At 61.9% G+C, this 24,121-nt stretch carries 24 protein-coding genes; 9 read left to right on the top strand and 15 right to left on the bottom strand.

Annotated elements, in window-relative coordinates:
• Positions 1-21 precede the first annotated feature (21 nt).
• Positions 22-747 (top strand): DUF2270 domain-containing protein, encoded by a 726-nt coding sequence (locus AMK00_RS12370; RefSeq protein WP_064810541.1) that lies wholly within the window; start codon positions 22-24, stop codon positions 745-747.
• On the opposite strand, the gene AMK00_RS12365 is transcribed toward AMK00_RS12370, so the two are convergent.
• From AMK00_RS12365 to AMK00_RS12350, 4 genes are all read right to left on the bottom strand, one after another.
• A complete protein-coding gene (locus AMK00_RS12365) occupies positions 748-1,014 on the bottom strand; it encodes an usg protein (RefSeq protein ID WP_064803099.1) in 267 nt (88 codons plus the stop codon).
• Between the two features lie 190 nt (positions 1,015-1,204).
• On the bottom strand, positions 1,205-2,035 hold the full coding sequence (locus AMK00_RS12360; protein WP_064803097.1) for an ABC transporter permease: 831 nt from the start codon (positions 2,033-2,035) through the stop codon (positions 1,205-1,207).
• Entirely contained in the window at positions 2,032-2,838 is an 807-nt protein-coding gene (locus AMK00_RS12355) for an ABC transporter permease (RefSeq protein ID WP_064810540.1), read from the bottom strand. The genes AMK00_RS12360 and AMK00_RS12355 overlap by 4 nt, the downstream gene beginning before the upstream one ends.
• A gap of 113 nt (positions 2,839-2,951) precedes the next feature.
• Positions 2,952-3,725, bottom strand: coding sequence for a transporter substrate-binding domain-containing protein (locus AMK00_RS12350; RefSeq protein WP_011425675.1), 774 nt, complete (start codon positions 3,723-3,725; stop codon positions 2,952-2,954).
• A gap of 332 nt (positions 3,726-4,057) precedes the next feature.
• On the opposite strand from AMK00_RS12350, the gene AMK00_RS12345 reads away from it, so the two are divergent.
• A complete protein-coding gene (locus AMK00_RS12345; protein ID WP_064810539.1) occupies positions 4,058-6,238 on the top strand; it encodes an OmpA family protein in 2,181 nt (726 codons plus the stop codon).
• An 85-nt stretch (positions 6,239-6,323) separates the two neighbouring features.
• Here the strand turns inward: AMK00_RS12345 and AMK00_RS12340 are convergent, their stop codons facing one another.
• Both AMK00_RS12340 and AMK00_RS12335 read right to left on the bottom strand, forming a co-directional pair.
• Positions 6,324-7,082, bottom strand: coding sequence for an alpha/beta fold hydrolase (locus tag AMK00_RS12340; RefSeq protein ID WP_064803092.1), 759 nt, complete (start codon positions 7,080-7,082; stop codon positions 6,324-6,326).
• Positions 7,083-7,136: 54 nt separating this feature from the next.
• The gene (locus tag AMK00_RS12335; protein ID WP_064810538.1) at positions 7,137-8,912 is read right to left on the bottom strand and encodes a cytochrome c biogenesis protein DipZ; all 1,776 of its coding nucleotides are present in this window, start codon (positions 8,910-8,912) and stop codon (positions 7,137-7,139) included.
• Between the two features lie 356 nt (positions 8,913-9,268).
• On the opposite strand from AMK00_RS12335, the gene AMK00_RS12330 reads away from it, so the two are divergent.
• From AMK00_RS12330 to maiA, 5 genes are all read left to right on the top strand, one after another.
• Positions 9,269-10,321, top strand: a complete 1,053-nt coding sequence (locus tag AMK00_RS12330) for an alpha/beta fold hydrolase (RefSeq protein WP_064810537.1) — start codon at positions 9,269-9,271, stop codon at positions 10,319-10,321.
• A 114-nt stretch (positions 10,322-10,435) separates the two neighbouring features.
• A complete protein-coding gene (locus AMK00_RS12325; protein WP_064806182.1) occupies positions 10,436-11,176 on the top strand; it encodes a response regulator in 741 nt (246 codons plus the stop codon).
• On the top strand, positions 11,173-12,495 hold the full coding sequence (locus AMK00_RS12320) for an ATP-binding protein (protein WP_064810536.1): 1,323 nt from the start codon (positions 11,173-11,175) through the stop codon (positions 12,493-12,495). The genes AMK00_RS12325 and AMK00_RS12320 overlap by 4 nt, the downstream gene beginning before the upstream one ends.
• Before the next feature lie 178 nt (positions 12,496-12,673).
• The gene (locus tag AMK00_RS12315) at positions 12,674-13,090 is read left to right on the top strand and encodes an organic hydroperoxide resistance protein (RefSeq protein WP_064810535.1); all 417 of its coding nucleotides are present in this window, start codon (positions 12,674-12,676) and stop codon (positions 13,088-13,090) included.
• A gap of 231 nt (positions 13,091-13,321) precedes the next feature.
• Positions 13,322-13,957, top strand: a complete 636-nt coding sequence (gene maiA / locus AMK00_RS12310; RefSeq protein WP_064810534.1) for a maleylacetoacetate isomerase — start codon at positions 13,322-13,324, stop codon at positions 13,955-13,957.
• A 48-nt stretch (positions 13,958-14,005) separates the two neighbouring features.
• On the opposite strand, the gene AMK00_RS12305 is transcribed toward maiA, so the two are convergent.
• Both AMK00_RS12305 and AMK00_RS12300 read right to left on the bottom strand, forming a co-directional pair.
• Entirely contained in the window at positions 14,006-14,995 is a 990-nt protein-coding gene (locus AMK00_RS12305) for an aldo/keto reductase (protein WP_064810533.1), read from the bottom strand.
• A gap of 13 nt (positions 14,996-15,008) precedes the next feature.
• A complete protein-coding gene (locus AMK00_RS12300; protein WP_064803079.1) occupies positions 15,009-15,404 on the bottom strand; it encodes a (R)-mandelonitrile lyase in 396 nt (131 codons plus the stop codon).
• Positions 15,405-15,529: 125 nt separating this feature from the next.
• Here AMK00_RS12300 and AMK00_RS12295 point away from each other — a divergent pair, with 125 nt between their 5' ends.
• A complete protein-coding gene (locus AMK00_RS12295) occupies positions 15,530-16,423 on the top strand; it encodes a LysR family transcriptional regulator (RefSeq protein WP_064810532.1) in 894 nt (297 codons plus the stop codon).
• Between the two features lie 29 nt (positions 16,424-16,452).
• Here the strand turns inward: AMK00_RS12295 and mobB are convergent, their stop codons facing one another.
• From mobB to AMK00_RS12280, 3 genes are read right to left on the bottom strand one after another with little or no spacing between them, the layout of a single operon-like run.
• Entirely contained in the window at positions 16,453-16,971 is a 519-nt protein-coding gene (gene mobB, locus AMK00_RS12290) for a molybdopterin-guanine dinucleotide biosynthesis protein B (protein ID WP_064810531.1), read from the bottom strand.
• Positions 16,968-17,597 carry a molybdenum cofactor guanylyltransferase MobA gene (mobA, locus tag AMK00_RS12285; protein ID WP_064811705.1) on the bottom strand — a complete coding sequence of 210 codons (630 nt, stop codon included), beginning with the start codon at positions 17,595-17,597 and terminating at the stop codon, positions 16,968-16,970. Before mobA ends, mobB begins: the two co-directional genes overlap by 4 nt.
• A 9-nt stretch (positions 17,598-17,606) precedes the next feature.
• On the bottom strand, positions 17,607-18,515 hold the full coding sequence (locus AMK00_RS12280; protein WP_064810530.1) for a DMT family transporter: 909 nt from the start codon (positions 18,513-18,515) through the stop codon (positions 17,607-17,609).
• Positions 18,516-18,832: 317 nt separating this feature from the next.
• On the opposite strand from AMK00_RS12280, the gene AMK00_RS12275 reads away from it, so the two are divergent.
• The gene (locus tag AMK00_RS12275) at positions 18,833-19,600 is read left to right on the top strand and encodes an SDR family oxidoreductase (RefSeq protein WP_064810529.1); all 768 of its coding nucleotides are present in this window, start codon (positions 18,833-18,835) and stop codon (positions 19,598-19,600) included.
• 207 nt (positions 19,601-19,807) lie between these two features.
• On the opposite strand, the gene AMK00_RS12270 is transcribed toward AMK00_RS12275, so the two are convergent.
• The 4 genes from AMK00_RS12270 to AMK00_RS12255 all read right to left on the bottom strand — a co-directional run bounded on the left by AMK00_RS12270 (position 19,808) and on the right by AMK00_RS12255 (position 24,081).
• Positions 19,808-20,590, bottom strand: a complete 783-nt coding sequence (locus AMK00_RS12270) for a glucose 1-dehydrogenase (RefSeq protein ID WP_064811704.1) — start codon at positions 20,588-20,590, stop codon at positions 19,808-19,810.
• Positions 20,591-20,778: 188 nt separating this feature from the next.
• On the bottom strand, positions 20,779-21,567 hold the full coding sequence (locus AMK00_RS12265) for an SDR family oxidoreductase (protein WP_064803068.1): 789 nt from the start codon (positions 21,565-21,567) through the stop codon (positions 20,779-20,781).
• Between the two features lie 77 nt (positions 21,568-21,644).
• Positions 21,645-23,123: a sugar ABC transporter ATP-binding protein gene (locus tag AMK00_RS12260; protein ID WP_064810528.1), complete on the bottom strand. Its 1,479-nt coding sequence runs from the start codon at positions 23,121-23,123 to the stop codon at positions 21,645-21,647.
• A 28-nt stretch (positions 23,124-23,151) separates the two neighbouring features.
• Complete coding sequence (locus tag AMK00_RS12255) at positions 23,152-24,081, bottom strand: sugar ABC transporter substrate-binding protein (protein ID WP_064803064.1); 930 nt, start codon at positions 24,079-24,081, stop codon at positions 23,152-23,154.
• Positions 24,082-24,121 lie beyond the last annotated feature (40 nt).

Here is a 24,121-nt window from a genome sequence, read left to right as displayed (position 1 = left end):
GAACACGACGGGAGGAATGCCATGAAAGCGGAGCAAGACAGGCTGCTGACGGCAAGGGAAGAAGAGGGTGAGCGCCCCTTGCTGCTGCCTACGACGCCGGGCGAGATCACCAATACGCTCAGCCATTATTACCGCGGCGAACTCGGGCGGATGACGAGCTGGCGCGACCGCATCGACCGCACGTCCAACTGGGCGATTACCGTGGTGGCGGCGCTGCTCTCGGTGTCGCTGTCGACGCCGACTTCGCATCATGGCGTGCTGCTGTTCGGTATGATGCTGGTGACGCTGCTTCTGATAATCGAGGCGCGGCGCTACCGCTTCTTTGATATCTACCGCGCCCGAATCCGGCAGATCGAGCGCTGCTATTTCGCGCAGATCATGGCGCCGAACGCTTCGGCCGGCAGCGAATGGGCTGGGGTGATCGCCAACAGCCTGCGTCATCCACGCTTCCTGCTCAGTTATGGGGAAGCAATGCATCGGCGGCTCAAACGCAATTACGGCTGGATGTATTCTATTCTGCTGCTTGCCTGGTGCCTGAAGATTTCGACGCCGAAACTGCAAACAGAGGGTGTACCGGCGCTACAGGCGCAATCATGGACCTATGTCATCGACAACGCCGTGCTCGGGCCGGTTCCCGGCCTTGCGGTCATCGCAGCAGTCGCCGTCTTCTATCTCGGCATGCTCTATTTCGCGCTGCGTCCGGATCGCAACGAGGGCGAATTCGGCCATGGCGAGGCGCATGTCTGATCAGTGCAGGATGAACTCACCCTTCAGCGCCCGCCACTCGGTTGCCGAAATCAGCTTGCGGTGGACGTAGCGCACCGAGTGTAACGGCCCATCGAGTTTCTCCTGCCAAAATTTCAGGAAACCGCGCATCTCAGGAAAATCGGGGGCGAGGTCATAATCCTGCCAGACGTAGGTCTGCAGGATCGTCGGGTGATCCGGCAGGTGGTAGAGGATCTGCGCGGTCGTCAGACCGTAACCCTGCAGTTGCTTTTCCAGGTCCTTGTGCATCGTATTCAGCTTCTTCTCGTTCCCACTCAGCGCTTTATTAGCGCTACATGAAATGGAAGCATGCGAGTGGTTAATGCAAGCTTAACAGATACATTGCGAAGGAAGTATTCTTTTTTATTTTCAATGGTTTGGCAGCATGATGATACGAGTGCTGCCAAGCTGCTTTAGCAATCCGTCATCCCCGTGATGCTCAGCGCCTGAGATGCCGCGTCAGTCGACGCTCGATCCAGGCCCAGAGATGGCGTAGCGCCTCGACGATGGTGAGGTAGAAGATCGCTGCCCAGAGATAGGTCTGGTAGTCGAAGGTTCGGGAGAAGGCGTAGCGGGTTTCGCCCATCAGATCGAGCACGGTGATGATGGCGACGACCGCCGAGCCTTTGATCAAAAGGATGATCTCGTTGCCGTAGGGGCGAAGCGCCACGATGAAGGCCTGCGGCAGGATGATCTTGCGGAACGCGATGCTCTTGTGGATGCCGAGGGCGGCCGCTGCTTCGCGCTGTCCGTGCGGTACGCTTTCGATTGCGCCGCGTAGAATTTCCGCCTGATAGGCCGCCGTATTGATCGTCATGGCAAAGAGGCCGCAATACCAGGCTTCGCGGAAAAACCACCAGATGCCGACGGCTTCCAGCTGTGGGCGGAAGACGCCGAGGCCGTAATAGACCAGGAACAACTGCGCCAGCAGCGGCGTGCCGCGGAAGAAATATATATAACCATAGGCGAACCAGTTAAGCGCCCGGTTCTTCGACAGCCGCGCCATGGCGAGCGGCAGGGACAGGATGGCGCCGCAAACGACGGAGATTGCAACCAGGCTGAGCGTCACCTCGAGACCGTGCAGATAACGCGGTCCGTAGCGGGTGAATTTGTCCGGATCCCAGCCATTGATGACGGTGAAGATCAGCAGCGCGGCGAACAGCGCCCAGACCGCAACGAAGACGTAGCCGCACAGGCGTGCCGCCGTAACCGGCTTTGCCACCTCGCGGGGTGCGGGCTGCGGCGGGATCAATGTCTCAGCATAGCTCATCGGCGGACCTCCGAACGTTTGGCCCAGCGGTCGACATAGACAAGCAGGAAGGAGGAGAGGATGGCGAGCACCAGATAGAGACAGCAGGCGATGCCATAGAAGAAGAACGGCTCCTTGGTCACCCGCACGGCGACGCTCGTCTGGCGCAGGATGTCGGCAAGGCTGATGATCGAGACGTAGGAGGTGTCCTTCAGGAGCACCATCCAGAGGTTCGTCAGACCGGGAAGGGCGATGCGAACTAGCTGCGGCAGGATGACGAGCCGCAGCGTGCGGCCGCGATGCAGGCCGAGCGCTTCTCCCGCCTCATATTGGCCCTTGGGAATGGCGCGGAAGGCCGAAAGCAACACTTCCGAGCAGTAGGCGGAGAAGACGACCGACAGAGCGATCACGCCGGCCAGGAAGGCATTGATCTCGACAGGCGGCCCGACATAGCCGGCAAGCTCCAGGAGAGATTGGATGAGCATCTGCATGCCGTAATAGATGATGAAGAGCGTCAGAAGCTCCGGCAGACCGCGGAAGATCGTCGTGTAGATGCCGGCCGCCAGCCGCAGCGACCTTTCTTCCGACTGCTGGCCGAGAGCCACGAGGAAACCGATGACAAGGCCGATCGGCAGGGTAACGATCGCCACCGATACTGTGACCTGCAGACCAAGGGCGATTTCGTCGCCCCAGCCGGTATCGCCACAAGCAAGAATCGTCGACTGACCTAACCAGGTGAAGATGCCGACGGGTCCGCAAAGCGGATCGAAAATGTGCACAATCCAGCTCCAGAAGGAGCCGAGCGCGGAAAACAATCCGCCCATGCGAGAATTCCCCTCACGGCTTTTGCCGTTTTGATCTTGCCACCTTTGTCAAACAAAAATGGCGGAAGAGCAAGCCTTCCGCCATTCGCTTGATCGGCCAGATACCGAATTTCTTATTCGCCGTAAACGTCGAAATCGAAGTACTTGTCCTGGATCTTCTTGTACTCACCGCTGGCGCGGATCGCAGCGATCGCGGTGTTGAGCTTTTCCTTCAGCGGATCGCCCTTGCGGATGGCGATACCGGCGCCGTTGCCGTTGATTTCCTTGTCGACCGGCAGGGTTGTCAGGATCTTGCAGCAGGCGCCGGCGTCGGACTTGACCCATTCGGAGAGAACGACAACGTCGTCGATGACCGCATCGACACGGCCGCTGGAAACGTCGAGCTTGTATTCGTCAGCGGTCGGATAGAGCTTCAGCTCGGTGTCGGCCAGGTGCTTCTCGGCGTAGTTGGCATGCGTCGTGGAAGTCTGTGCGCCGATCACCTTGCCCTTCAGACCGGCAACGTCAGTGATCTTCGAATCCTTCGGTACGGCGATGGCCGGAGGGGTGTTGTAGTACTTGTTGGAGAAGTCGACGAGCTTCAGGCGCTCCGGCGTGATCGACATTGAGGAGACGATCATGTCGAACTTCTTGGCGTTCAGAGCCGGGATGATGCCATCCCAATCGGTGCTGACGAAGGAGCATTCGGCCTTCATCTCGGCACAGAGCGCCTTGGCGATATCGATGTCGAAGCCCTGGATGGTGCCGCTGGCATCGACGAATTCGAAGGGCGGATAGGTCGAATCGGTGCCGATCACGTATTTCTCGCCATCGGCCATGGCCGAACCGGCAAAGAGCGACATTGCCGCGATCGAGGCTGCCGCGAAGATACGGGTAGAGATATGCATGAGGATCCTCTCAGTTGGTAGCCGTCGCGCTTTTTTCTCTTGGGCTGACGGCTGCTGTTCAACGGTGACAGGCACCGCCTTGCGGCGATAATCAGACTTTTTTTCATGGAAATGCAACAGAAATTCCCGCTCGGTTTGCGGTGCAAACAACAGGCGAGATGAACGGCGGCAGACTGCAACATTCACCTGAGGTTAATCCCCAGCTTCCTAGAACCGGAACAAATCGGCGGTTTGGCGCTTAGCCATTTCGCCGTTTCGCCTCAATGCGACGCTAGGGGCGGAAGCAGGGCCTGTCGGCCTTCAGGAAGCTCAAACAGGATCGAGGAAACCCGATGGGCAAGAAATCAAGGTTATTCGCAAGCGCGGCTTTTCCGCTGCTTTCTCTCTCGCTGGCTCTGCAGCCGGTATCGGCAATGGCGGCCGCACGCGGCTCTACGACCGAGGCTGCGGCCGTGCGGCAGATCGAACAGGGCAGCTTCGAAGTGGCGCAGGACGCGCCCTCCGAAGAGGAGCTCTTAAAGAAGAAGCGCAAGCAGAAGCAGGAAGCCCCGGCCGAACAGGCGCCGGCCGCTGAGCAGCCGAAGGAGGCGCCTGCCGAGAAGCCGAAGGCCGAGCGCAAGGAGGCGCCTGCGCCGGAACCCAAGGCAGAGCCGGAACCGCCGAAGGCCGAAGCGCCTAAGGAGGAGCCGGCGCCCAAGGCTGAGAGCAAGCCGGAGCGGAAAGCCAAGCAGGCAGCCCAGCCGGAGGCCGAGCCGCAGCAGGAAGAACAGCAGCCGGTAACGCAGGAAAAGCCGAAAAAGCCGAAGAAGCAGCAGACTGAGCAGGCCGAGCCAGAGGCTCAGCCGGCGCCTGAACAGCAGCCGGCCGCAAAGCAAGCCCAGCCGGAAACGGAACAGGCCCAGCCCGAGGTCAAGCCGGAAGGTGGCAAGAAGGGTCAGGACAAGGCCCAGAGCCGAGATAAGGGCAAGGCTAAGACCGAGACCGCCGCTCCCGAGGCGGTGACGCCCACCGAGGAACAGGCCAAACCCGCAGTCGAGCCGGAGGCAAAACCCGCTGCCGAAGCGCCAGCCAAGAAGCCGAAGAAAGGCGAGGCTGCAGCACCGGCGGTGAAGCCAGCCGAAGACAAGGCGGCCGCTCCTGAAGCTGCGCCCGCCGAAGTGCCGACGGAGGGCACAGCTGCAAAGCCTGCCGCCAAACAGCCCGCCGGTGAGCAACCCGTCGCCAAACAGCCCGCCGGCGAACAGCCCGCTGCGCCCGCCACCGACACGGCCCAGCCGCTGCCGGATGCCAGCGGCGGACAGCAGGTGGAGCAGGCTCTTCCTGCGCCGGAAAAGGTTTCTCCTGAGGAGCTGGAGCGCCGGAAAAAGATCGCCGCAGATCCGGCCAAGAGCAACGAGACCGTCGTGCTGCCGGTCGAGAACGGTGCCGCCGTGCTTGACAGCGACAAGGACGCCGATCGCAGCAAGGGGCGGGAAAGCCGCCGTGACCGCGACAAGCTTCGGGCCGAAAGCCAGGAGGTGAAGGTGCCGACCTCGGATGCGGATGCGCAGGCTCCTGCCGCCGCTGCGGCGCCGGCGATCAAGCTCGAGGCGGTCACCAGCGAGAAGGGCACGAGGCTTGACACCCGGCCGCAATTTGCCCGTCCCGAGGGAGCGCGCATCGACGATCAAACGGACGATAACCGGGTGATCATCCAGTACAACAATCAGGTGATCGTGCGTAGCGACGACGACAGAAGGTTCCTGCGCGACGGCGAACGGCCGATCTATGAAGAGCTCCCGGACAATCGCTATCGCGAGATCATCACCCGGCCGGAAGGCTATCGGATCGTCACCATCCGCAACCGCTACGGCGACATCATCCAGCGGTCGCGCGTCGATGCCCGCGGGCGCGAATACGTGCTCTACTACTCACCTGATCTCTACGAGGATCCTGATCGCGGCTATTTCGATGACCCGGGCGCTGATCTGCCGCCGATGCGGCTGCGTGTCCCGCTTAACGACTATATCATCGACACCAGCAGCGATCCTGACCGGGACTATTACGAATTCCTCAGCGAGCCGCCCGTCGAGCAGGTGGAACGTGTCTATTCACTGGACGAGGTGAGATATTCCGCCCGTATTCGCGATAAGGTGCGCCGTATCGACCTCGATACGATCACCTTCGCGACAGGCAGCGCCGAGATCCCGATGACCCAGGCGCGCACGTTGCGCAAGGTCGCCGACGCGATCAGCCAGGTGCTGAAGAAAGATCCGAGCGAGACCTTCCTGATCGAGGGCCATACGGATGCTGTCGGTTCCGACCAGAGCAACCTGGTTCTCTCTGACCAGCGGGCGGAATCGGTCGCCAATGTGCTCTCCGACGTCTATGGCATTCCGCCGGAAAACATGGCGACACAGGGCTACGGCGAACGTTACTTGAAGGTCAATACGTCAGGCCCCGAACAGGAAAACCGCCGCGTCACCATCCGCCGCGTCACTCCGCTGGTGCGTCCGGTCGCCGCCAACCAGTAGCTGCTTCCGCCCCTCCCTGGCGTCAGGGAGGGGCACTGACCTCCTCCGGCCGGGAGAAGGGGGAGTCGCCTTGTCTTACCCGTCTCTATCGGCCAGCTTTTGCAGCCGCCTTTTCGATGACGTCGGCGACTTTTTCCGGCTGGGATGCGAAGACGGCGTGGCTGCCCTTGATCTCGGTCACGTCGCTGCCGGCTCGTTTGGCCATGTCACGCTCCAGCTCGGGATTGATGGAGCGATCCTCCGTGGCGACGATCGACCAGCTCGGCTTCGTACGCCATGCCGGCTCTCCGATCTTGGCCGAAAAGGCCTGCTTGGCGGCGAAGACCTGCGATCTTGCCAGGAAATCAGCTTCGGTTTTCGGCAGGTCGGCCGCGAAAGCCGCTGCAAAGGCGCCGGGGTCGAGGTAAAGATATTTGCCGTCCTTCGTTTCCTTGATGTCCATACTGCCGGCCGGCTTCGAGCTGGCGAGGCTCAGCAGGCTTTCCCCCTTGTCGGGCTGGAAGGCGGCGACGTAGACGAGGGCCGCAACGCCTGGATTGTTGCCGGCTTCGGTGATGACCATGCCGCCATAGCTGTGGCCGACGAGCAGCGTCGGTCCTTCCTGGAGGTCGAGAATCCGCTTCGTCGCCGCCACGTCGTCGTCGAGCGAGGTGAGTGGCTCCTGGACGATGGTGACGTTGAAGCCGCGCTTTTCGAGGATCTCGGTCGCTTTGCGCCATCCCGAGCCATCGGCCAGGGCGCCGTGGACGATCACGATGTTCTTGACCGCGGCGGCCTCGGCCGCAAAGGCGATTCCGGCGGTGGCAAAGGCAAGGCTTGCGATGAAAGTCAGATGCTTGTTCATGGGGTCACTCCTTGTAGTTGATGTTGAAGGTCGGGATGCGAAATGGTTCTGGGTTCAGCCGAAGGTGAAGGCGTAGGCCTGGACGCCCGGATCGAGGAAGCGGATTTCGAAGGTGCGGGCGGCGACGGTGCCGGACTGGCGAACGAGTTGGTAAAGCCTCGTTGCGGTGACCGTGCCGTTGCCATCGGCATCGATGTCGGAGCCATGATCGGCTCCAGGCGCTTTTCCATCGATTTGCACCTGGAAGCGGATCGGTTTGGCGTCGGCGCCGGGCCCGAGAACGAGATGCAGATCGCGGGCGCTGAAACGATAGGCGATGCCGCCGCCCGCCTGGTCGAGCGTTGCCTGATCCTTACCGATGGTCCAGGTGCCGGACAGGCCCCATGCGTTGATGCCGGGCTCGGCGATCGAATAGTTCTGCGAAGTATCGGCCTGCAGCCCTTCAGGCGAGACGAAATTTTCGGCCTGTGCGTAGCCTAGGTAGGTCTCGCCGGAGCCGATATCGGCGAGGTCGGGACCTGTTTCCACGCCCTTGGCATTAGGCACGACCGGTGCCGTTTCCGCCATCTGGCTGCCGGCTTCGCGCAGCAGATCCTGGATGGCTTTTTCGGTTCTGCCGTAATTGCCTTCGCCGAAATGGTGATAGCGGATCTGACCTTTGGAATCGATCAGATAGGCGGCAGGCCAGTAGCTGTTCTCGAAGGCGCGCCAGATTTTGTAGTCATTGTCGATCGCAACCGGATAGCCGATCCGAAAGTCGTCGACAGCCTTCTTGACGTTGTCGATCTTCCTCTCAAAGGCAAATTCCGGGGCGTGCACGCCGATGACGACGAGGCCCTGATCCGCATATTTTTCCGCCCAGGCCCTGACATAGGGAATGGTGCGAATGCAGTTGATGCAGGAATAGGTCCAGAAGTCGACGAGCACCACCTTGCCCCGCAGCTGCTCCTTGGTCAGGGGCTTCGAGTTCAGCCATTCGACCGCGCCGTCGAACGAAGGCGCATAAGCTTCGACCGGCAGATCACTGCGGAGAGGCTTCTTTCCATCGGCCGCTGGAATGGTCGTGTCGCTGCTCGCCGCCCCAGAGGGCGTGCCGCCGACCGGCTTGGCATGCAGCCTGTCCAGCACGGCCTGTTCCAGCGAGGCGGTGCTGGCATAGGAAAGGCGCGCCAGCAAGCTGGTGTCGAGACCGAACGCGATCACCGCCACACCCACCAACACCGCAGCGCCGACCGCCTGGCGAATTCGATCACCAATGCCGAGGGAGCGTTTCATCGCGGCGAAGATTTTATCGCCGACACGAAGGGCGACGGCAAGCGAAGTCGCAGCACCGGCTGCATAGGCGATCAAGAGCGCGGTTGTCTGCAGGTTGGCGCCCTGCAATGCCGCGCCGGTTAGCACGAGGCCGAGAATTGGTCCGGCGCAGGGCGCCCAGAGCAGGCCGGTGGCGACGCCGAGGATGAGCGCGCTCCTGACCGTCGGCGCAGTGCGTCCGCCGCCGCTGGCGTTCAGAAGATTGTTGCCGAAATCGACGATCGGGCGGGCAAGCGTACTTGCAAAGCGCTGAGACAGCAGGCTCACTCCAAACAGCGCGAGCAGGACGATCGCGGCGAGACGGCCATATTCATTGGCACGGATCGCCCAGCCGCCGCCGACCGCGGCGAGCGTGGCGACCAACGCGAAAGTGGCGGCCATGCCCGCCAGCATCGGCAGCGTGCTCTTGACGAAAGGCTGGCCGGCTCGGGCGAAGACGAAGGGGAGGATAGGGAGGATGCAAGGGCTGAGAATGGTCAGCACGCCTCCGAGATAGGCAATGATCAGAAGTGTCATCATCGTTTCCTTTGAACCGATTGATCGGGCTCTGGACGGCGATGGGCCTGAACCAGCAACGGCCGGGAGATAGCCGGGCGGAGGTATCTCCGATGTGTCTGGTTTGACGGGAAAATGTACCGAACTATTGCGCTGAGCGCGGGCGATACAAAAGAATACAAACTGCCTTCTCCGCGGAGGCGGCGGCGAAAACTGCGATAGCCCGCCGGATGCCCTGCTGAGGTGGCGCGTTTGTATCAGAATGTATCTCGGCGGGCGGAGGTTACACTCGCATTCAAAAACCGCAGCCTGTGACATATGGGCGATACAAGCCGAACGTCATCTGAGCGCCATGATCCATTCGACAGGAGAGACCGATGTCAGAGCAAATCAATCATCACCGCCGCCGTTTTTTCGGCATGACGGCAATCGCGCTTGCAGCCGTCGAATTCGGCGTGGCCGGCGCGGCCGCAGCCCAACAGCCGCAGTCCTCCAGCGCAGCGCTGCCTGACGTAAAGGCCGGGACCAATACGTCGTTTGAAGCGCTGAAGCAGGTCAAGACCGATGTGCTCGATATCGGTTATGCCGAGGCCGGAAAGGCCGATGCTCCGGTCGTGCTGCTGCTACACGGCTGGCCATATGACATCTATAGCTTTGTCGACGTCGCGCCGCTGCTTGCCTCCGCCGGCTACAGAGTGATCGTGCCTTATCTGCGTGGTTACGGCACGACCCGCTTCCTCGATGACAGGACACCGCGCAACGGCCAGCCTTCGGCGCTTGCCGCCGATATGATCGCCCTGCTCGATGCGCTCAAGATCGAAAAGGCTGTCGTTGCCGGTTACGACTGGGGCGGGCGGACCGCCAACATCATGGCTGCGCTGTGGCCCGAGCGCTGCAAGGCGATGGTCTCTGTCAGCGGTTACCTGATCGGCAGCCAGGAGGCCAACAAGAAGCCGCTGCCGCCCAAGGCTGAGCTTGCCTGGTGGTATCAGTTCTACTTTGCCACCGAACGCGGCCGCCTGGGCTATCAGAGCAACACGCACGAGTTCGCAAAGCTCATCTGGCAGACGGCATCGCCGAAGTGGAATTTCGACGATGCGACTTTCGACAGATCCGCTGCCGCCTTCGACAATCCCGACCATGTCGAGATCGTCATCCACAATTACCGCTGGCGCCTGGGGCTTGTCGAAGGCGAGGCGAAGTATGATGCCTATGAGAAGAAGCTTGCCGCATTGCCGATGATCTCGGTGCCGACGATCACGATGGAAGGCGATGCAAACGGTGCGCCGCATCCCGAGCCTTCGGCCTATGCCGGTAAATTTTCCGGCAGATACGAGCATCGCACGATCGGCGGCGGTATCGGCCACAACCTGCCGCAGGAGGCGCCGCAGGCCTTCGCCCAGGCGGTCATCGACGTCGATCGCTTCTGATCGGCAGCAGAGGCTCGTTGCTCGAACGGGCGGAATATGCGTAGGTCGCGTCTGGCGCTTCGACATGGTGAACGAGGCGGTGGGCGCGGTCGCAATCGTTGAGGAATGGGCAATATGGATCATGTCGACCACATCCTGATCGTCGACGACGATCGTGAAATCCGCGAGCTGGTCTCGGGCTATCTGCAGAAGAATGGCCTCAGGACGAGCGTTGCGGCCGACGGGCGCCAGATGCGCAGCTTTCTGGAAGCCAATGCCGTCGACCTGATCGTGCTCGACATCATGATGCCGGGCGACGATGGGTTGGTGCTCTGCCGGGAACTGCGGGCCGGCCGGCACAAGGCAATCCCGATCCTGATGCTGACGGCCCGCACCGACGAGATGGACCGGATTCTCGGGCTGGAGATGGGCGCCGACGACTATCTTGCCAAGCCCTTTGCCGCGCGCGAGCTTCTTGCCCGCATCAAGGCGGTGCTGCGACGCACGCGCATGCTGCCGCCCAACCTGCAGATCAGCGAGGCGGGGCAATTGCTGACCTTCGGCGACTGGCGGCTCGATACGGTCGCCCGTCATCTTTTCGATAAGGACGGGACCGCGATTGCTCTGAGCGGCGCCGAATACCGCCTGCTTCGTGTCTTCATCGACCACCCGCAGCGCGTGCTCAATCGCGACCAGCTTCTGAGCCTGACGCAGGGCCGTGACGCCGAACTCTTCGACCGCTCGATCGATCTTCTCGTCAGCCGCCTGCGGCAGCGTCTCGGGGACGATGCGCGCGAGCCGACCTATATCAAGACGGTGCGCAGCGAAGGTTATGTCTTCTCTGTTCCGGTCGAAATTTCGGAGCCGCGCCGATGAGCGCGAGCATGTCTATCCTGTCGGGCCTGATGTGGCCGAGAACGCTGCGATCGCGGATCTTTCTCATCCTGCTGATCGGCCTGGCTTTCGCCTATGGGCTTTCCTTCAGCGTTCTCTACATGGAGCGCTACATGTCGGCCAAGGCGGTGATGCTGGGCACGCTGGAGAATGACGTCGCAACATCGATTGCGGTCCTCGACCGCCTTCCGGCAAGCGAGCGCGGCGACCTCCTGGACTGGCTGAGCCGCGGCAACTACCGTTTCGAACTTGGACCTGGCCTACGCGGTGTGCCCGACAGCTCCAGCAAGGCGCGGGAGATTGCAGGAAAGATAGAGGCGGCCGCTGGGCATCGCTTTCCGATCCGCGTCGAACGGATTCCGGGTGAGGTGAACCGGCTGCAGGCGCATCTGACGCTGAGTGACGGCACTCCTCTGACGATCGATGTCACGCCGAGAGGCGTCATGCCGATCGCCGCATGGCTGCCCTATGTCTTCGCAATCCAGATGGCGCTGCTCGTTCTCTGCACCTGGTTTGCAGTCCGCCAGGCGATACGGCCGCTGGGCGAGCTCGCCGCCGCCGCCGATGCGCTCGATCCCAACAAGGACGGTCAGGCTTTGAGTGAGGCCGGGCCGAGCGAGGTGGCGCATGCGGCAAGAGCATTCAATGCGATGCGGGAGAGGATCGCCCACTATCTCGAGGAACGGGTGCAGATTTTGGCGGCGATCTCGCATGATCTTCAGACGCCGATCACCCGCATGCGGCTGCGCGCCGACATGGCGGAGGATTCACCCGAGAGGGACAAGCTGGTGCACGATCTCGCCGAGATCCAGCGTCTTGTCCAGGACGGCATAGCCTATGCGCGCAGTGCCCACGGCAGCGGGGAAAAGAACGCTCGCATCGACCTCGCATCGTTCATCGACAGCATAGCCTACGACTATCAGGACACTGGAAAGGCCGTGACCGTCGTCGGGCTGGTTGAAGGCGCCGCCTTCACCAGGCCGCACGCACTTCGCCGCATCCTGTCGAATTTCATCGACAATGCCTTGAAGTTTGCCGGCGCCGCCGAGATCAGCGTCGAGCGCGGCGCCGACAATTCCGTCGTCATCAGCGTCATGGATCGCGGACCCGGCATTCCGGATGATATGCTCGAAGCCGCAATGCAGCCCTTCTTCCGGCTCGAGCAATCCCGTAACCGGGAGACGGGCGGCACAGGTCTCGGGCTGGCAATCGCCCAGCAGCTGACGGCGAAGATCGGCGGATCTCTGAGGCTCTACAATCGCTCGGGTGGCGGACTGGTGGCTGAAGTCACCATTCGGTGACGTCAAAATGTCGGAATGTTTTGTACGGGAAAATGTCATGGACGCTGGATGCTACCTTTTGTGACATTTCGGCCGTTTCCGGAAACATGCCGGATATATCGATCCGTCAAACCACACTCCGTCAACCCGGTCGCGTCGGCGGCCAGTCGCATGAAGCGACGCAACAAGGAGTGTTTCCATGATCAAGATCGACAAGGTTCTTTATACCGGCAGGACCCGCACAACCGGCGGGCGCGACGGCGCCTCGCAGAGCGATGACGGAGAGCTGGACATCAGGCTCTCGCCTCCCGGCAGCGCCCGCCCCGGCACCAATCCCGAACAGCTTTTCGCAGCCGGTTGGTCGGCCTGCTTCATCGGCGCGATCGGCATTGCCGCCGGCAAGTTGAAGGTCAAGGTGCCGGCAGAGACCGCCGTGAATGCAGAGGTCGATCTCGGCACGGCCGATGGCGACTATTTCCTGCAGGCCCGTCTCAAGGTCAGCCTGCCTGGCATCGAAGCGGATGTCGCAAAGGCGTTGATCGATGAGGCGCACCGGACATGCCCCTATTCGAAGGCGACACGCGGCAATATCCAGGTCGAATTGAGCGTTGCCTGACTGGCAGGAGCCGAAAGCAAAAGGGGCGAGGCCGGTCGTGGCGTCGCCGACGGAGGATTAAATGAGATTGATGATCATCTGCGCCTTGGGGGCGGCAGTGTTTGCCGCGCCTTGCATCTACGACATTCGCTCGCAGGAGCCTTCGCCGCTTGCAGGCCTCGTAAAAGCGGCATCGCCAACTTCTGCGGCGCAAGGGCGGCCATTCATCCGAGACCATCAGGGAGAAAGACAATGAAGCTCTATCAAAACGAAATCTCCTCGGCGACGTCGCGCGTCAGGATCGCGCTGGTCCTGAAGGGGCTGACGGCCGAGGCCTTGCCGGTCACCATTCTTGGCGAGGAGGCCGAGAGCCGGCAGGCCGAATATCGCAAGATCAATCCGCAGGGGCTGGTGCCGGCCTTGCTGACGGATAGCGGCGTGCTTATCACGCAATCACTGGCGATCATCGAGTATCTCGACGAAATCAAGCCTGAGCCGCCGCTGTTGCCTCAAACAGCGGAGGGCAGGGCGCTGGCCCGCTCGATCGCGCTGGCGATCGCAGCCGAGATCCATGCGCTGCTGCCGCCGCGGATCGGGCTACATCTCAAGACCACCTTCAATGCCGATGCCGATGCGGTCGCCGCGTGGAGCCGTCACTGGGTCGACGAGGGAATGGCGGCTGTGGAGACGATGATTGCCGGCCGCCGGCAAGGCGCCTTCGCAGTCGGCGACCGGCCAAGCATTGCCGATATCTTCCTTTTTCCGCAAGCGATCAGCGCTCGGCGCATGGGCTTCGATCTCGCCCGGTGGCCGAATATCGCGGGGATTGTGGCCAAGCTGGAGGGGGTACGGGCTTTCCAGGAGAACGCCCCGGCGCCGCGACGGTGATGCGGTCAATGAAGAAGCGGCCGTCAACGAAGGCGGCCGTTTCTCTTCTCAGCGGTTGACCCTTGCCTGCAGATGCGCGGGATACCGGTCGCCTTCCACCTTGATCTTGGCGAGCGCGCTTTCGATATTGGCGAGATCCTCAGCCGTCAATTCGAGCTCGGCGGCCCGGATGTTTTCTTCCAGGCGATGCAGCTTGGTGGTGCCGGGGATCGGTACGATCCAAGGTTTTTGCGCCAGCAGCCAGGCTAGAGCGACCTGGGCCGAGGTGGCCTTCTTGTGCGCGGCGATTTCCGCGAGGAGATCGACGAGCGCCTGGTTGGCTTTGCGCGCCTCGGTCGAAAAGCGCGGCACGATGTTGCGGAAGTCCTTGCTGTCGAAGGTGGTCGCTTCGTTGATTGCACCGGTAAGGAAACCCTTACCGAGCGGGCTGAATGGGACGAAGCCGATGCCGAGCTCTTCGAGTACCGGCAGGATATCCTGCTCGGGCTCGCGCCACCACAGCGAATATTCGCTCTGCAGCGCCGTCACCGGCTGGACGGCATGGGCGCGGCGGATCGTCTGCACGCCGGCCTCCGAGAGGCCGAAATGCTTCACCTTGCCTTCTGAAATCAGTGCCTTGACCGTGCCTGCAACATCTTCGATCGGAACATCGGGATCGACGCGATGCTGGTAGAACAGATCGATGACGTCAGTCTTCAAGCGCTTCAGCGCCTGATCGGCAACCGCGCGGATCTGCTCCGGCCGGCTGTTCATGCCGCTCTGGCCGCCGTTTGCATCGAAGTTGAAGCCGAATTTGGTGGCGACCACCACCTTGCTGCGGAAGGGAGCGAGCGCCTCTCCCAAAAGCTCTTCGTTCTTATAAGGTCCATAGGCCTCGGCGGTGTCGAAGAAGGTTACGCCGCGTTCGAACGCCTGTCGGATCAGCGCGATCGCTTCGCGCGTGTCGGTCGCAGGACCGTAGCCGTAGCTCAGTCCCATGCAGCCGAGACCGATGGCCGAGACCTCAAGCCCGCTCTTTCCCAGTTCACGAGTCTGCATAGTCGTTTCCTTTCTAAGCCTGATATTGGGCGTCGGTGACAGGTTCCATCCAGTCGACGACCTTGCCGTCGAGGTGTTCCTGGACGGCGATATGGGTCATCGCCGTCGTCGGTGCTGCGCCATGCCAGTGGCGCTCCCCCGGCGCGAAGCGGATGACGTCGCCGGGGCGGATTTCCTCGATGGGGCCGCCTTCGCGTTGGACGCGTCCGCAGCCCGATGTGACGACCAGCGTCTGGCCGAGCGGATGCGTGTGCCAGACCGTGCGCGCGCCAGGCTCGAAAGTGACGCTGGCGCCGGCGGCGCGGGCGGGCTCGATCGCCGCAAACAAAGGATCGATGCGCACGTTGCCTGTAAACCACTCAACAGGTCCCTTGGCCGAAGGCTGCGAGCCATTTCGCTTGATATCCATCTTGTCTTCCTTCCCCTATCGGAATGACGCCGTCCGGCGAACTTGCGGTGACAGGATAGTTAGCGCGTGTGCTTGGTTTCGATTAGATGGTATAAACGACAAGGACCCATGAGGGATTTTCATAAATGTCGCGCCCTGCCGTCAACGACCTTATCGCTTTCCTCGCCGTTGCCCGGGCGCAAAGCTTCACCAAGGCCGCGGGCAAGCTGGGTGTTTCACAATCAGCGCTCAGCCACACCATTCGCGGCCTTGAGGAGCGGCTGGGTCTGAGATTGCTGACACGGACGACGCGCAGCGTCTCGCCGACGGAGGCCGGCGAACGCCTGCTCGTCTCCATCGGGCCGCGGTTGGATGAGATCGAAAGCGAGCTGGCCGCATTGAGCGCTTTTCGGGAAAAGCCGGCGGGCACGATCCGCATCAATGCGGGCGAACACGCAGCCGATTTCGTTCTATGGCCTGTCCTGGAAAAGCTCCTGCCGAATTATCCCGACGTCAATGTCGAGATCATCGTCGATTATGGCCTGACGGACATCGTTGCGGAACGTTACGATGCCGGCGTGCGGCTGGGGGAACAGGTGGCGAAAGATATGATTGCCGTCCGCATCGGCCCCGACATGCGCATGGCTGTGGTCGGCACGCCCGCCTATTTCGCTCACAGGCCGAAGCCGCTGATGCCGCAGGATCTGACCGATCATAATTGCATCAATCTGCGCCTCCCGACCTATGGCGGCGTTTATGCGTGGGAGTTCGAGAAGGACGGACGTGAGCTCAAGGTTCGAGTCGACGGGCAACTGGTCTTCAATAATATAGCGCTCCGGCTGAGCGCGGTTTCGGCGGGGATGGGACTTGCCTTTCTACCGGAGGACCTGGTCGAGGCGCCGCTGGCCGAGGGTCGGCTGGTGCGCGTCCTCGAGGACTGGTGTCCGCCGTTTCCGGGCTACCATCTCTACTATCCGAGCCGCCGGCATACCTCCCCGGCATTTGCTCTTGTCATCGATGCGCTTCGCTATAGAGGATAGATCTCGTCGCCGGCCGGATTCGAGACTCTCTATCGGATCTCCTCAAGCCGGACGGTCGCTGCGATGAAATCGGCGATGGCGCCTGTGTCGTCGAGATCGAAGACGGGCAGGAACGTGTCCATGACGGCGTGATCGGCGGCGATCGCGCAGATATGAGGATCGCTCGGCGCCAGCGGCTCGCGATTGGCGGCTTCCAGGCGGCGGGCCTCGATCTTCGGGATCGGTTCGCGCTTGTAGCCTTCGATCAGGACGAGATCGCAGGGGGCGAGACGGGCGAGGATTTCTTCGAATGCAGGTTCTGGCGCGCCGCGCAGTTCGTGCATGATGGCGTAGCGGGTGCCGGAGACGATGGTGACCTCGTGGGCGCCGGCCTGGCGGTGGCGGTAGCTGTCGGCTCCGACCTTGTCGATGTCGAAATCATGATGCGCATGCTTGATCGTCGAGATCCGATAGCCGCGGCGGGTGAACTCCGTCACCAGCCGGACGGCGAGCCCTGTTTTGCCCGAGTTCTTCCAGCCGGCGATGCCGAAGATTTTCGGTGCGGTCATGTGCGCAGGGCCTCCAGCCAGCGTTGCGCCTCGATGAGATCATCCGGCGTGTTGATGTTGAAGAAGGGGTCGAGCAGGCTGGCACGGGTCGGATGCAGTGGAAACGCCACTTCCGTAACGTCATGCCGCAACAGGAAGTCGCGCACGCGGCGTTTCTCGTCGGTAGCGATCCAGGCTTCCAGATCGGCCGCCAGTGTCACCGGCCAGAGACCGAAGACAGGATGACTGCGGCCCTCGGAGGCAGCAATGGCGATCTGCGGTGGGCGCTCCAGGGCTGCGGCCAGGCGGGCGACGAGATCGATGGGAAAGAACGGGCAATCCACAGAGACGGTGACGACGTGGGTAATCGCCGGAAGGCCGGCGCCGTAGACCATGGCCGCGTGGATGCCGGCCATCGGCCCGGCCTTGCCAGGAATGTGGTCGGGAATAGCAGGCACGTCCTCGGCGACTGCGTCGGCATTGACGGCAACGGAGCTGACCTGCTCCGAGAGACGGAGCAGTACATGGCGGAGCAGGCTGTCGGTTCCGAGCATCACCTCCGCCTTGTCGCGCCCCATGCGTTGCGAGCGGCCGCCGGCCAGCACGACGCCTGCTATTACGGATCTGTCGAGCGGGAATTCAGTCATCATCCTGCCTCAAACCGGTGAGCGCGGCGCCGATTCCTGCGCGATCGGGGGCACGCGGCGCTTGGCTTCACGATAGAACGTATAGAGGCCGGAAGCGATGACGATTGCGGCACCCAGGAGCGTCCAGCTGTCGGGCACTTCGGCGAAGAAGAAAAAGCCGAGCAGCGAGGAGAAGATCAGGCTGGTATAGCGGAAGGGCGCGACGAAGGAAATTTCCCCGGTGCGCATGGCGAGGATGACCGACTGGTAGCCGACGAGCACCAGCACCGAGGCGAGCAGGAGATGTCCAAGGGAAGTGGCGCTGACCGGCTGCCAGCCGCCGAGTACGGGGATGAGAAGCGCGCCGAAGAAGGAGATGGAGGTCGCGGTGATGACGGTGATCATCAACGACGGAATCTCCGGATCGATCGAGCGGGTGGCGAGATCGCGGCCGGCCGTCGTCAGCACCGCGGCGACGCAGAGGAGCGCGGCGGGGGTGAAGCCCTCGGGGCCGGGGCGGATGATGATCATGACACCGAGGAGGCCGATGAGGATCGCCGACCAGCGCCGCCAACCGACGGGCTCGTTGAAGAAGAGCGCGGCGCCAAAGGTGACGATCAGCGGCAGCGATTGCAGGATCGCCGAGGCATTGGCGATCGGCATCAAGCCGAGTGCGGTGATATAGGTGACGGCGGAAAACATCTCGCAGATGATGCGCAAGATAATGATCGGCTGCAGCACGACGCGCCAGGAGCGCAGAGCGCCCATTTTCCTGGCGATGAGATAGACGAGCAGGCTGGTGAAGAGGCCGCGCAGGAACATGATCTCGCCGGCATTCATATAGGCGACCACCGATTTGGAGAGGGCATCGCTCGCCGAAAAGCCGGCCATCGCCATGCTCATATAGATGGCGCCCTCAGTATTGCGTGACCGCGGCATGAAGAGATTCCCTTTACCTGTGCGCCCCTTCTTAGTCGGGAAGATACGTGAAGGGAATCGAATGAATGTCACACCCGGGATAAATCGATGATGCGACGCACAATGGTGCTGACGTGACGGCAGGCGCCTCTGCGGAAACCGCGGCAACTTACCGTTTTATCTGACGAATCCGGTATTTCGGATATGAACACCGAGGGCACTGATCCGGCCAAAACCATCTGTCATCGGCGGATTTTGTTTTTGCGCGCGGGAAACGGGTGGCTGCACCGTCAGATGTTTGAGATCTGGGATGTCTCAACAACTGAGGAGAAACGGATATGACACTTCTTAATGGTAAAACCGCGATCGTCACCGGTGCAAGCTCGGGCATCGGCTGCGCGGCGGCGAGGGTTTTTGCACGGCAAGGCGCGAAGCTGGTGATCAACGGTCGGCGGCAGGATGCACTCGATGCCGTCGTCGCCGAAATCGAAGCAGAAGGCGGAGAGGCTGTCGCCGTTGCCGGCGATGTCAGGGACGAGGCGCTGCAGGCAAGACTGGCCGAAACGGCGGTCTCCCTTTTCGGCAAACTCGATATCGCCTTCAACAATGCCGGCGGTCTCGGCGAGATGGGGCCGGTTGCCGGATTGTCGCTGGAGGGTTGGCGCGAGACGATCGAGACCAATCTCACCGCCGCCTTCCTCGGCGCCAAACACCAGTCGGCGGCAATGGGAGAGGGCGGCGGTTCGCTGATCTTCACCTCCACCTTCGTCGGCTACACCGCCGGCATGCCCGGCATGGGGGCCTATGCGGCGAGCAAGGCCGGCTTGATCGGTCTCGTGCAGGTGCTGGCCGCCGAGCTCGCGTTGCGCAACATCCGCGTCAACGCCCTTCTGCCCGGCGGCACCGATACGCCCGCCAGCATCACCAACGCGCCCGACGCGACGGCGGAAGTGCTTGCCTTCGTCGAGGGATTGCATGCGCTGAAGCGCATGGCTCGGCCGGAAGAGATCGCCAATGCGGCGTTGTTTCTGGCGTCGGATCTATCGAGTTTCGTGACGGGGACGGCGATGCTGGCGGATGGTGGGGTTTCGATTAGCCGGACGTAGGACGGGTGAGGGGCCAGCGTATCTCGGAGGTAGAGCCACCCGCCCCCGTCCTTCGAGGCTCCGGCCTTTGGCCTCCACACCTCCAGGACGAGGGCTAATCGTGGATGTCGCGGACTGTGACCTCTCTCCAGCCTCATCCTTGCTGAGGTGCCCCGCAAGGGGGAAAGGACGGGGCTGGCCACCATTGCACCTGCGCTTGCGGAGGGCTCAGGACATGATCAACCCGCCATCGACATTGATCGTCTGGCCGGTGATGTAAGCGGCGTCGTCGCTGGCGAGGAAGGTGACCAGGCCGGCGACGTCCTCGCCGGAGCCGGCGCGTTTCATCGGGATGCCTTCGACCCATTCCTTCATCAGTTCGCCTGGGGCATAGTTGCCGAGCAATTTGCCCCAGGCCTGGTCGTTATAGGCCCACATGTCGGTTTCGATGATGCCGGGGCAGAAGGCGTTGACGGTGATGTTTTCGGTCGCAACTTCCTTGGCGAGGCTCTGGGTGATGCCGACGACGCCCATCTTCGAGGCGGCGTAGTGCGGGGTGTAGATGAAGCCGTCGCGGGCCTGGCCGGAGGCGGTGTTGATGATGCGGCCGCCGCGCTTGTGCTTGCGCATTCTTGCAATGGCCTCCTGGGCGCAGAGGAAGACGCCCTTGGTGTTGACGGCCATCACCTTGTCCCACTCGTTTTCGGTCATGTCCTCGATGCGTGCGATGGTGATGACGCCGGCGTTCTGGATTGAGACGTCAATCGTGCCGAATTCCTTTTCGGCCGCATCGTAGAGTGCGACGACGCTCGCCTTGTCGGTGACATCGCCGATGAAGGAGAGCGCCTTGCCGCCTTCGGCCCTGATCCCTTCGGCAACGCCGTGGACCAGGTCTTCATTCGCCGAGACGACGAGATTGGCGCCCTCACGCGCAAAGCGCCTGGCGATCGCAGCGCCGATGCCGCGGCTGCCCCCGGTGATGACGACAGTCTTTTGATCAAAGCGTTTCATGCTCTTTCCTCGTATCCTGACATAAACAGCAAATCTCGGCGCAACCGCCCGTTCGATCGGCGCGAAGGGCGGGCAGACGACGATATCGCACGCCGTCATGCCCGTTACCCTCCGGCGCCTCGGTCTCAGCCAGGGAGGAGGCGAGACCGTTCATTTTCCAGTGGCCTGGCAATGAGCCTTCTTAGGCATCACCAGCAGCAGAAACCGCCATCGACGAGAAGATCGACGCCGGTCACGAAACTTGCCGCATTCGACAGCAGGAACACCGCCGGCCCTACCATCTCGTCGACCGTCGCCATGCGCTGCATCGGCGTCTGCTCTTCGAAGAGCTTGGTCTGGTGGACCATCTCCGCACGGGTGTTCATCGGCGTTGCCGTATATCCGGGGGAAATGGTGTTGACACGAATGCCACGGCCGACCCATTCCATCGCCAGTGACTTCGACATGTGGATGACGCCCGCCTTGGAGGCGTTGTAATGCGCCTGGCTCAGCCCGCGGTTGACGATCACACCGGACATGGAGGCGATGTTGACGATGGAGCCGCGTCCATTCTTCAGCATGGCGCGGGCCTCGGCCTGGCTGGACAGGAATATGCCCTTGAGGTTGATATCCATCAGCGTCTGATATTGATCCTCCTCCATCTCCTCTGCCGGATTGGCGTTGGCGATGCCCGCTGCATTGACCGCAAGCGTCAGTGCACCGAGATCGGCTTCGGTGCGTGCGACGGCATCTGCAAGGGAAGATTTGTTCGTGACGTCAGCCGCGATCTCGATCGAGCGGCGGCCGGCGGCGCGGATATGTTCGGCTGTCGTCGCCAGTCCGTCGTCGGTCCGGCGGTCGAGCAGGGCCACGTCGGCGCCGCATTGCGCGAGGCCGATGGCAATGCGCTGCCCGATGCCGCTCCCGGCGCCGGTAACGATGGCAACCTGGCCGCTGAGATCGAAAAGCTTCGGGGCATTCAGAGTGATGTCGGACACCGCTCTTCCTTTCTCTGTTGTTTTGTTTTCACGCAATTCCTGACGCAAAACCGCTGCACACTTTTGCTGGAATTGCTTTAGATGGTAGCCAGTTCCATGACCGAAACGTCATTGGCCTGGTCACGATCGAGGATCCCCGCCTGCTTGCCTTGCGCAAGCACGAGAATGCGATTGGAGACGCCGAGAACTTCCTCGAGGTCCGAGCTTACGACGATGACCGCCACGCCCTGTTTGGCAAGATTGACGATGATGTCGTAGATGCCGGCGCGGGCGCCGACGTCGATGCCTCTCGTCGGTTCGTCGAGCACGACAACCTTGGGATCGCGCATGAGCCACTTGGCGATCACGACCTTCTGCTGGTTGCCGCCGGATAGGTCCGAGGCGTACTGCTCGGCACGGCCCTTGACACCGAACTTCGCCACCGCCTTTTCCGCAAAGGAGCGCTTGATGCGCGGCGTGATCCAACCACCGCCCAGCTTGTCGAGATTGGCGTAGACAATGTTCTCGCTGATCCGGTGCCCGACGATCAGGCCCTGTTCCTTGCGGTCTTCCGGAACCATCACGATCCCCTTGGCGATCGCGTCCGCCGGGTCGTGCAGCCTGAGTTCCTCGCCTTCCAGCTTGATCGAACCGGCGCCGATCGGATCTGCTCCCGAAATCGCACGCACCAGTTCGGTGCGCCCGGCGCCGACCAATCCGGCGATGCCGAGAATTTCGCCGGCCCGCACCTCGAAGGTAACGTCGCGGAACGCGTTGTCCGGCGAGCTCAGGCCGGACACCTGAAGTACCGGGCGGTCTGTTGGAACGGGCAGGGCGGGGAACAAGCGGTCGAGCGGGCGTCCGACCATACTCTCAACAATCGTTCTCACCGGGGTCGCGCTGTCCGAGAATTCCTGCACCCGCTCGCCGTCGCGAAGAACGACGATGCGGTCGGTGATCTTCTTGATCTCTTCCATGCGGTGGGAAATGTAGACGATGCCGACGCCTTCCGAGCGAAGCTTGCGAACCTGTTCGAAGAGAGCCTCGGTCTCGGCGCCGCCAAGGGCGGCTGTCGGTTCATCGAGGATCAGCAGCTTTGCGTTGAGCGCCAGCGCCTTGGCGATCTCGATAAGTTGCTGATTTGCCGTGGAGAGGCCGGCGACCGTTCGCGTTGCAGGTATGTGAAGGTTCAAGCGAGCGAGCTGGTCCTGGGCCCGGCGAACCATCTGGGCACGGTCGATGGCGCCGTTCTTCATCGGCCAGCGTCCGATGAAGACGTTTTCGGCGATCGAGAGCTGCGGCAGAAGCTGCAGCTCCTGGTGGATCAGGACAACGCCCTTGTCGATCGCTTCCCTCGGGGTGGCCGGGGCGTAAGGTTGCCCCAGCCATGTCATCGATCCTTCGGAGGGCGTGCGGGAGCCGGCAATGATGCCTGACAGCGTCGACTTGCCCGCTCCGTTTTCACCGAGAAGTGCAACCACTTCGCCCGGATAGACGTCCAGGCTGACATTCTTCAGAACCTGGAGCGGCCCATACCACTTGGATATGCCCCTCAGGGAAAGAACGGGATCAGTCATGGCACACCTCCTCAAGACCTCGGCTTCATCAGGGATGGTTGGCGATGAAGCCTGCAACGTTTTCCTTGGTGGTCAGCGTGGCATCCATGAGCTGGACCGGCGGTACTTTCTCTCCGGCGACAAGCTTGGCGGCATTTTCAACCGCGTCGCGGCCCATCTTCTGCGTCTGCTGAGTAGCCGTAACGTCGAAGACGCCCTTGCTGAGAGCTTCGAGCGCTGCGGTGTCGCCGTCGAAGCCCCCGACCACGATTTTCCCGGAAGGTTTCGCGACCTTGATTGCCTGGGCGGCGCCGAGTGCAAGAGCGTCAGCCTGAGCGAATACGATCGAGACGTCGGGGTTGGCCTGAAGCATGTTCTGCATGATCTGGAAGCCTTCATCCTGGCTCCAAATGTTGGAGTACTGCTCAGCGACGACCTTTACATCCGGGGAGGCCTTGAGAGATTGAGCGCAGCCCTTCGAGCGATCCACTTCCGGCGTCGTGCCCTTCTGGCCGTGGATGATGACCATCTTCCCCTTGCCGCCGGCTTCCTTCAGGATGTAGTCGCAGACAGCCTTGGCTGAGGCGACGGAATCCGTTGCAAGGAACGTATCGCCCGGCGCTCCTTCCGCATTGCGGTCAACGTTTACGACCGGGATGCCGGCGTTCTTCGCGAGCTTGACCGGAACGCTCGCCGCGGCCGCACCGGCCGGAATATAGATCAGCGCGTCGATTTTCTGGGTCAGAAGATCTTGGATCTGGTTGACCTGCGTCGGCCCGTCGCCCTTGGCGTCGACCGTAATCACTTCGATGCCGCGCTTCTTGGCTTCGGCCTCGACCGATTGCTTGATCTGGTTGAAGAAGTTTGCCTGAAGGTTGGCAACGGCGAGGCCCAGCTTCTTCAGTTCCGCCGCGTGTACGGGACCGAGCATAAGACCGAGCAGTGCGGCAGACGCGAGCATGGTGCGCGCTATTTTCATTGTATTTCCTCCGTTGTTTGATGGAACCCTCGGGTATGTC

The sequence above is a fragment of the Rhizobium sp. N621 genome (assembly GCF_001664325.1).
Taxonomy (GTDB): domain Bacteria; phylum Pseudomonadota; class Alphaproteobacteria; order Rhizobiales; family Rhizobiaceae; genus Rhizobium; species Rhizobium esperanzae.
This window is presented reverse-complemented; position numbering and strand designations above follow the sequence as displayed.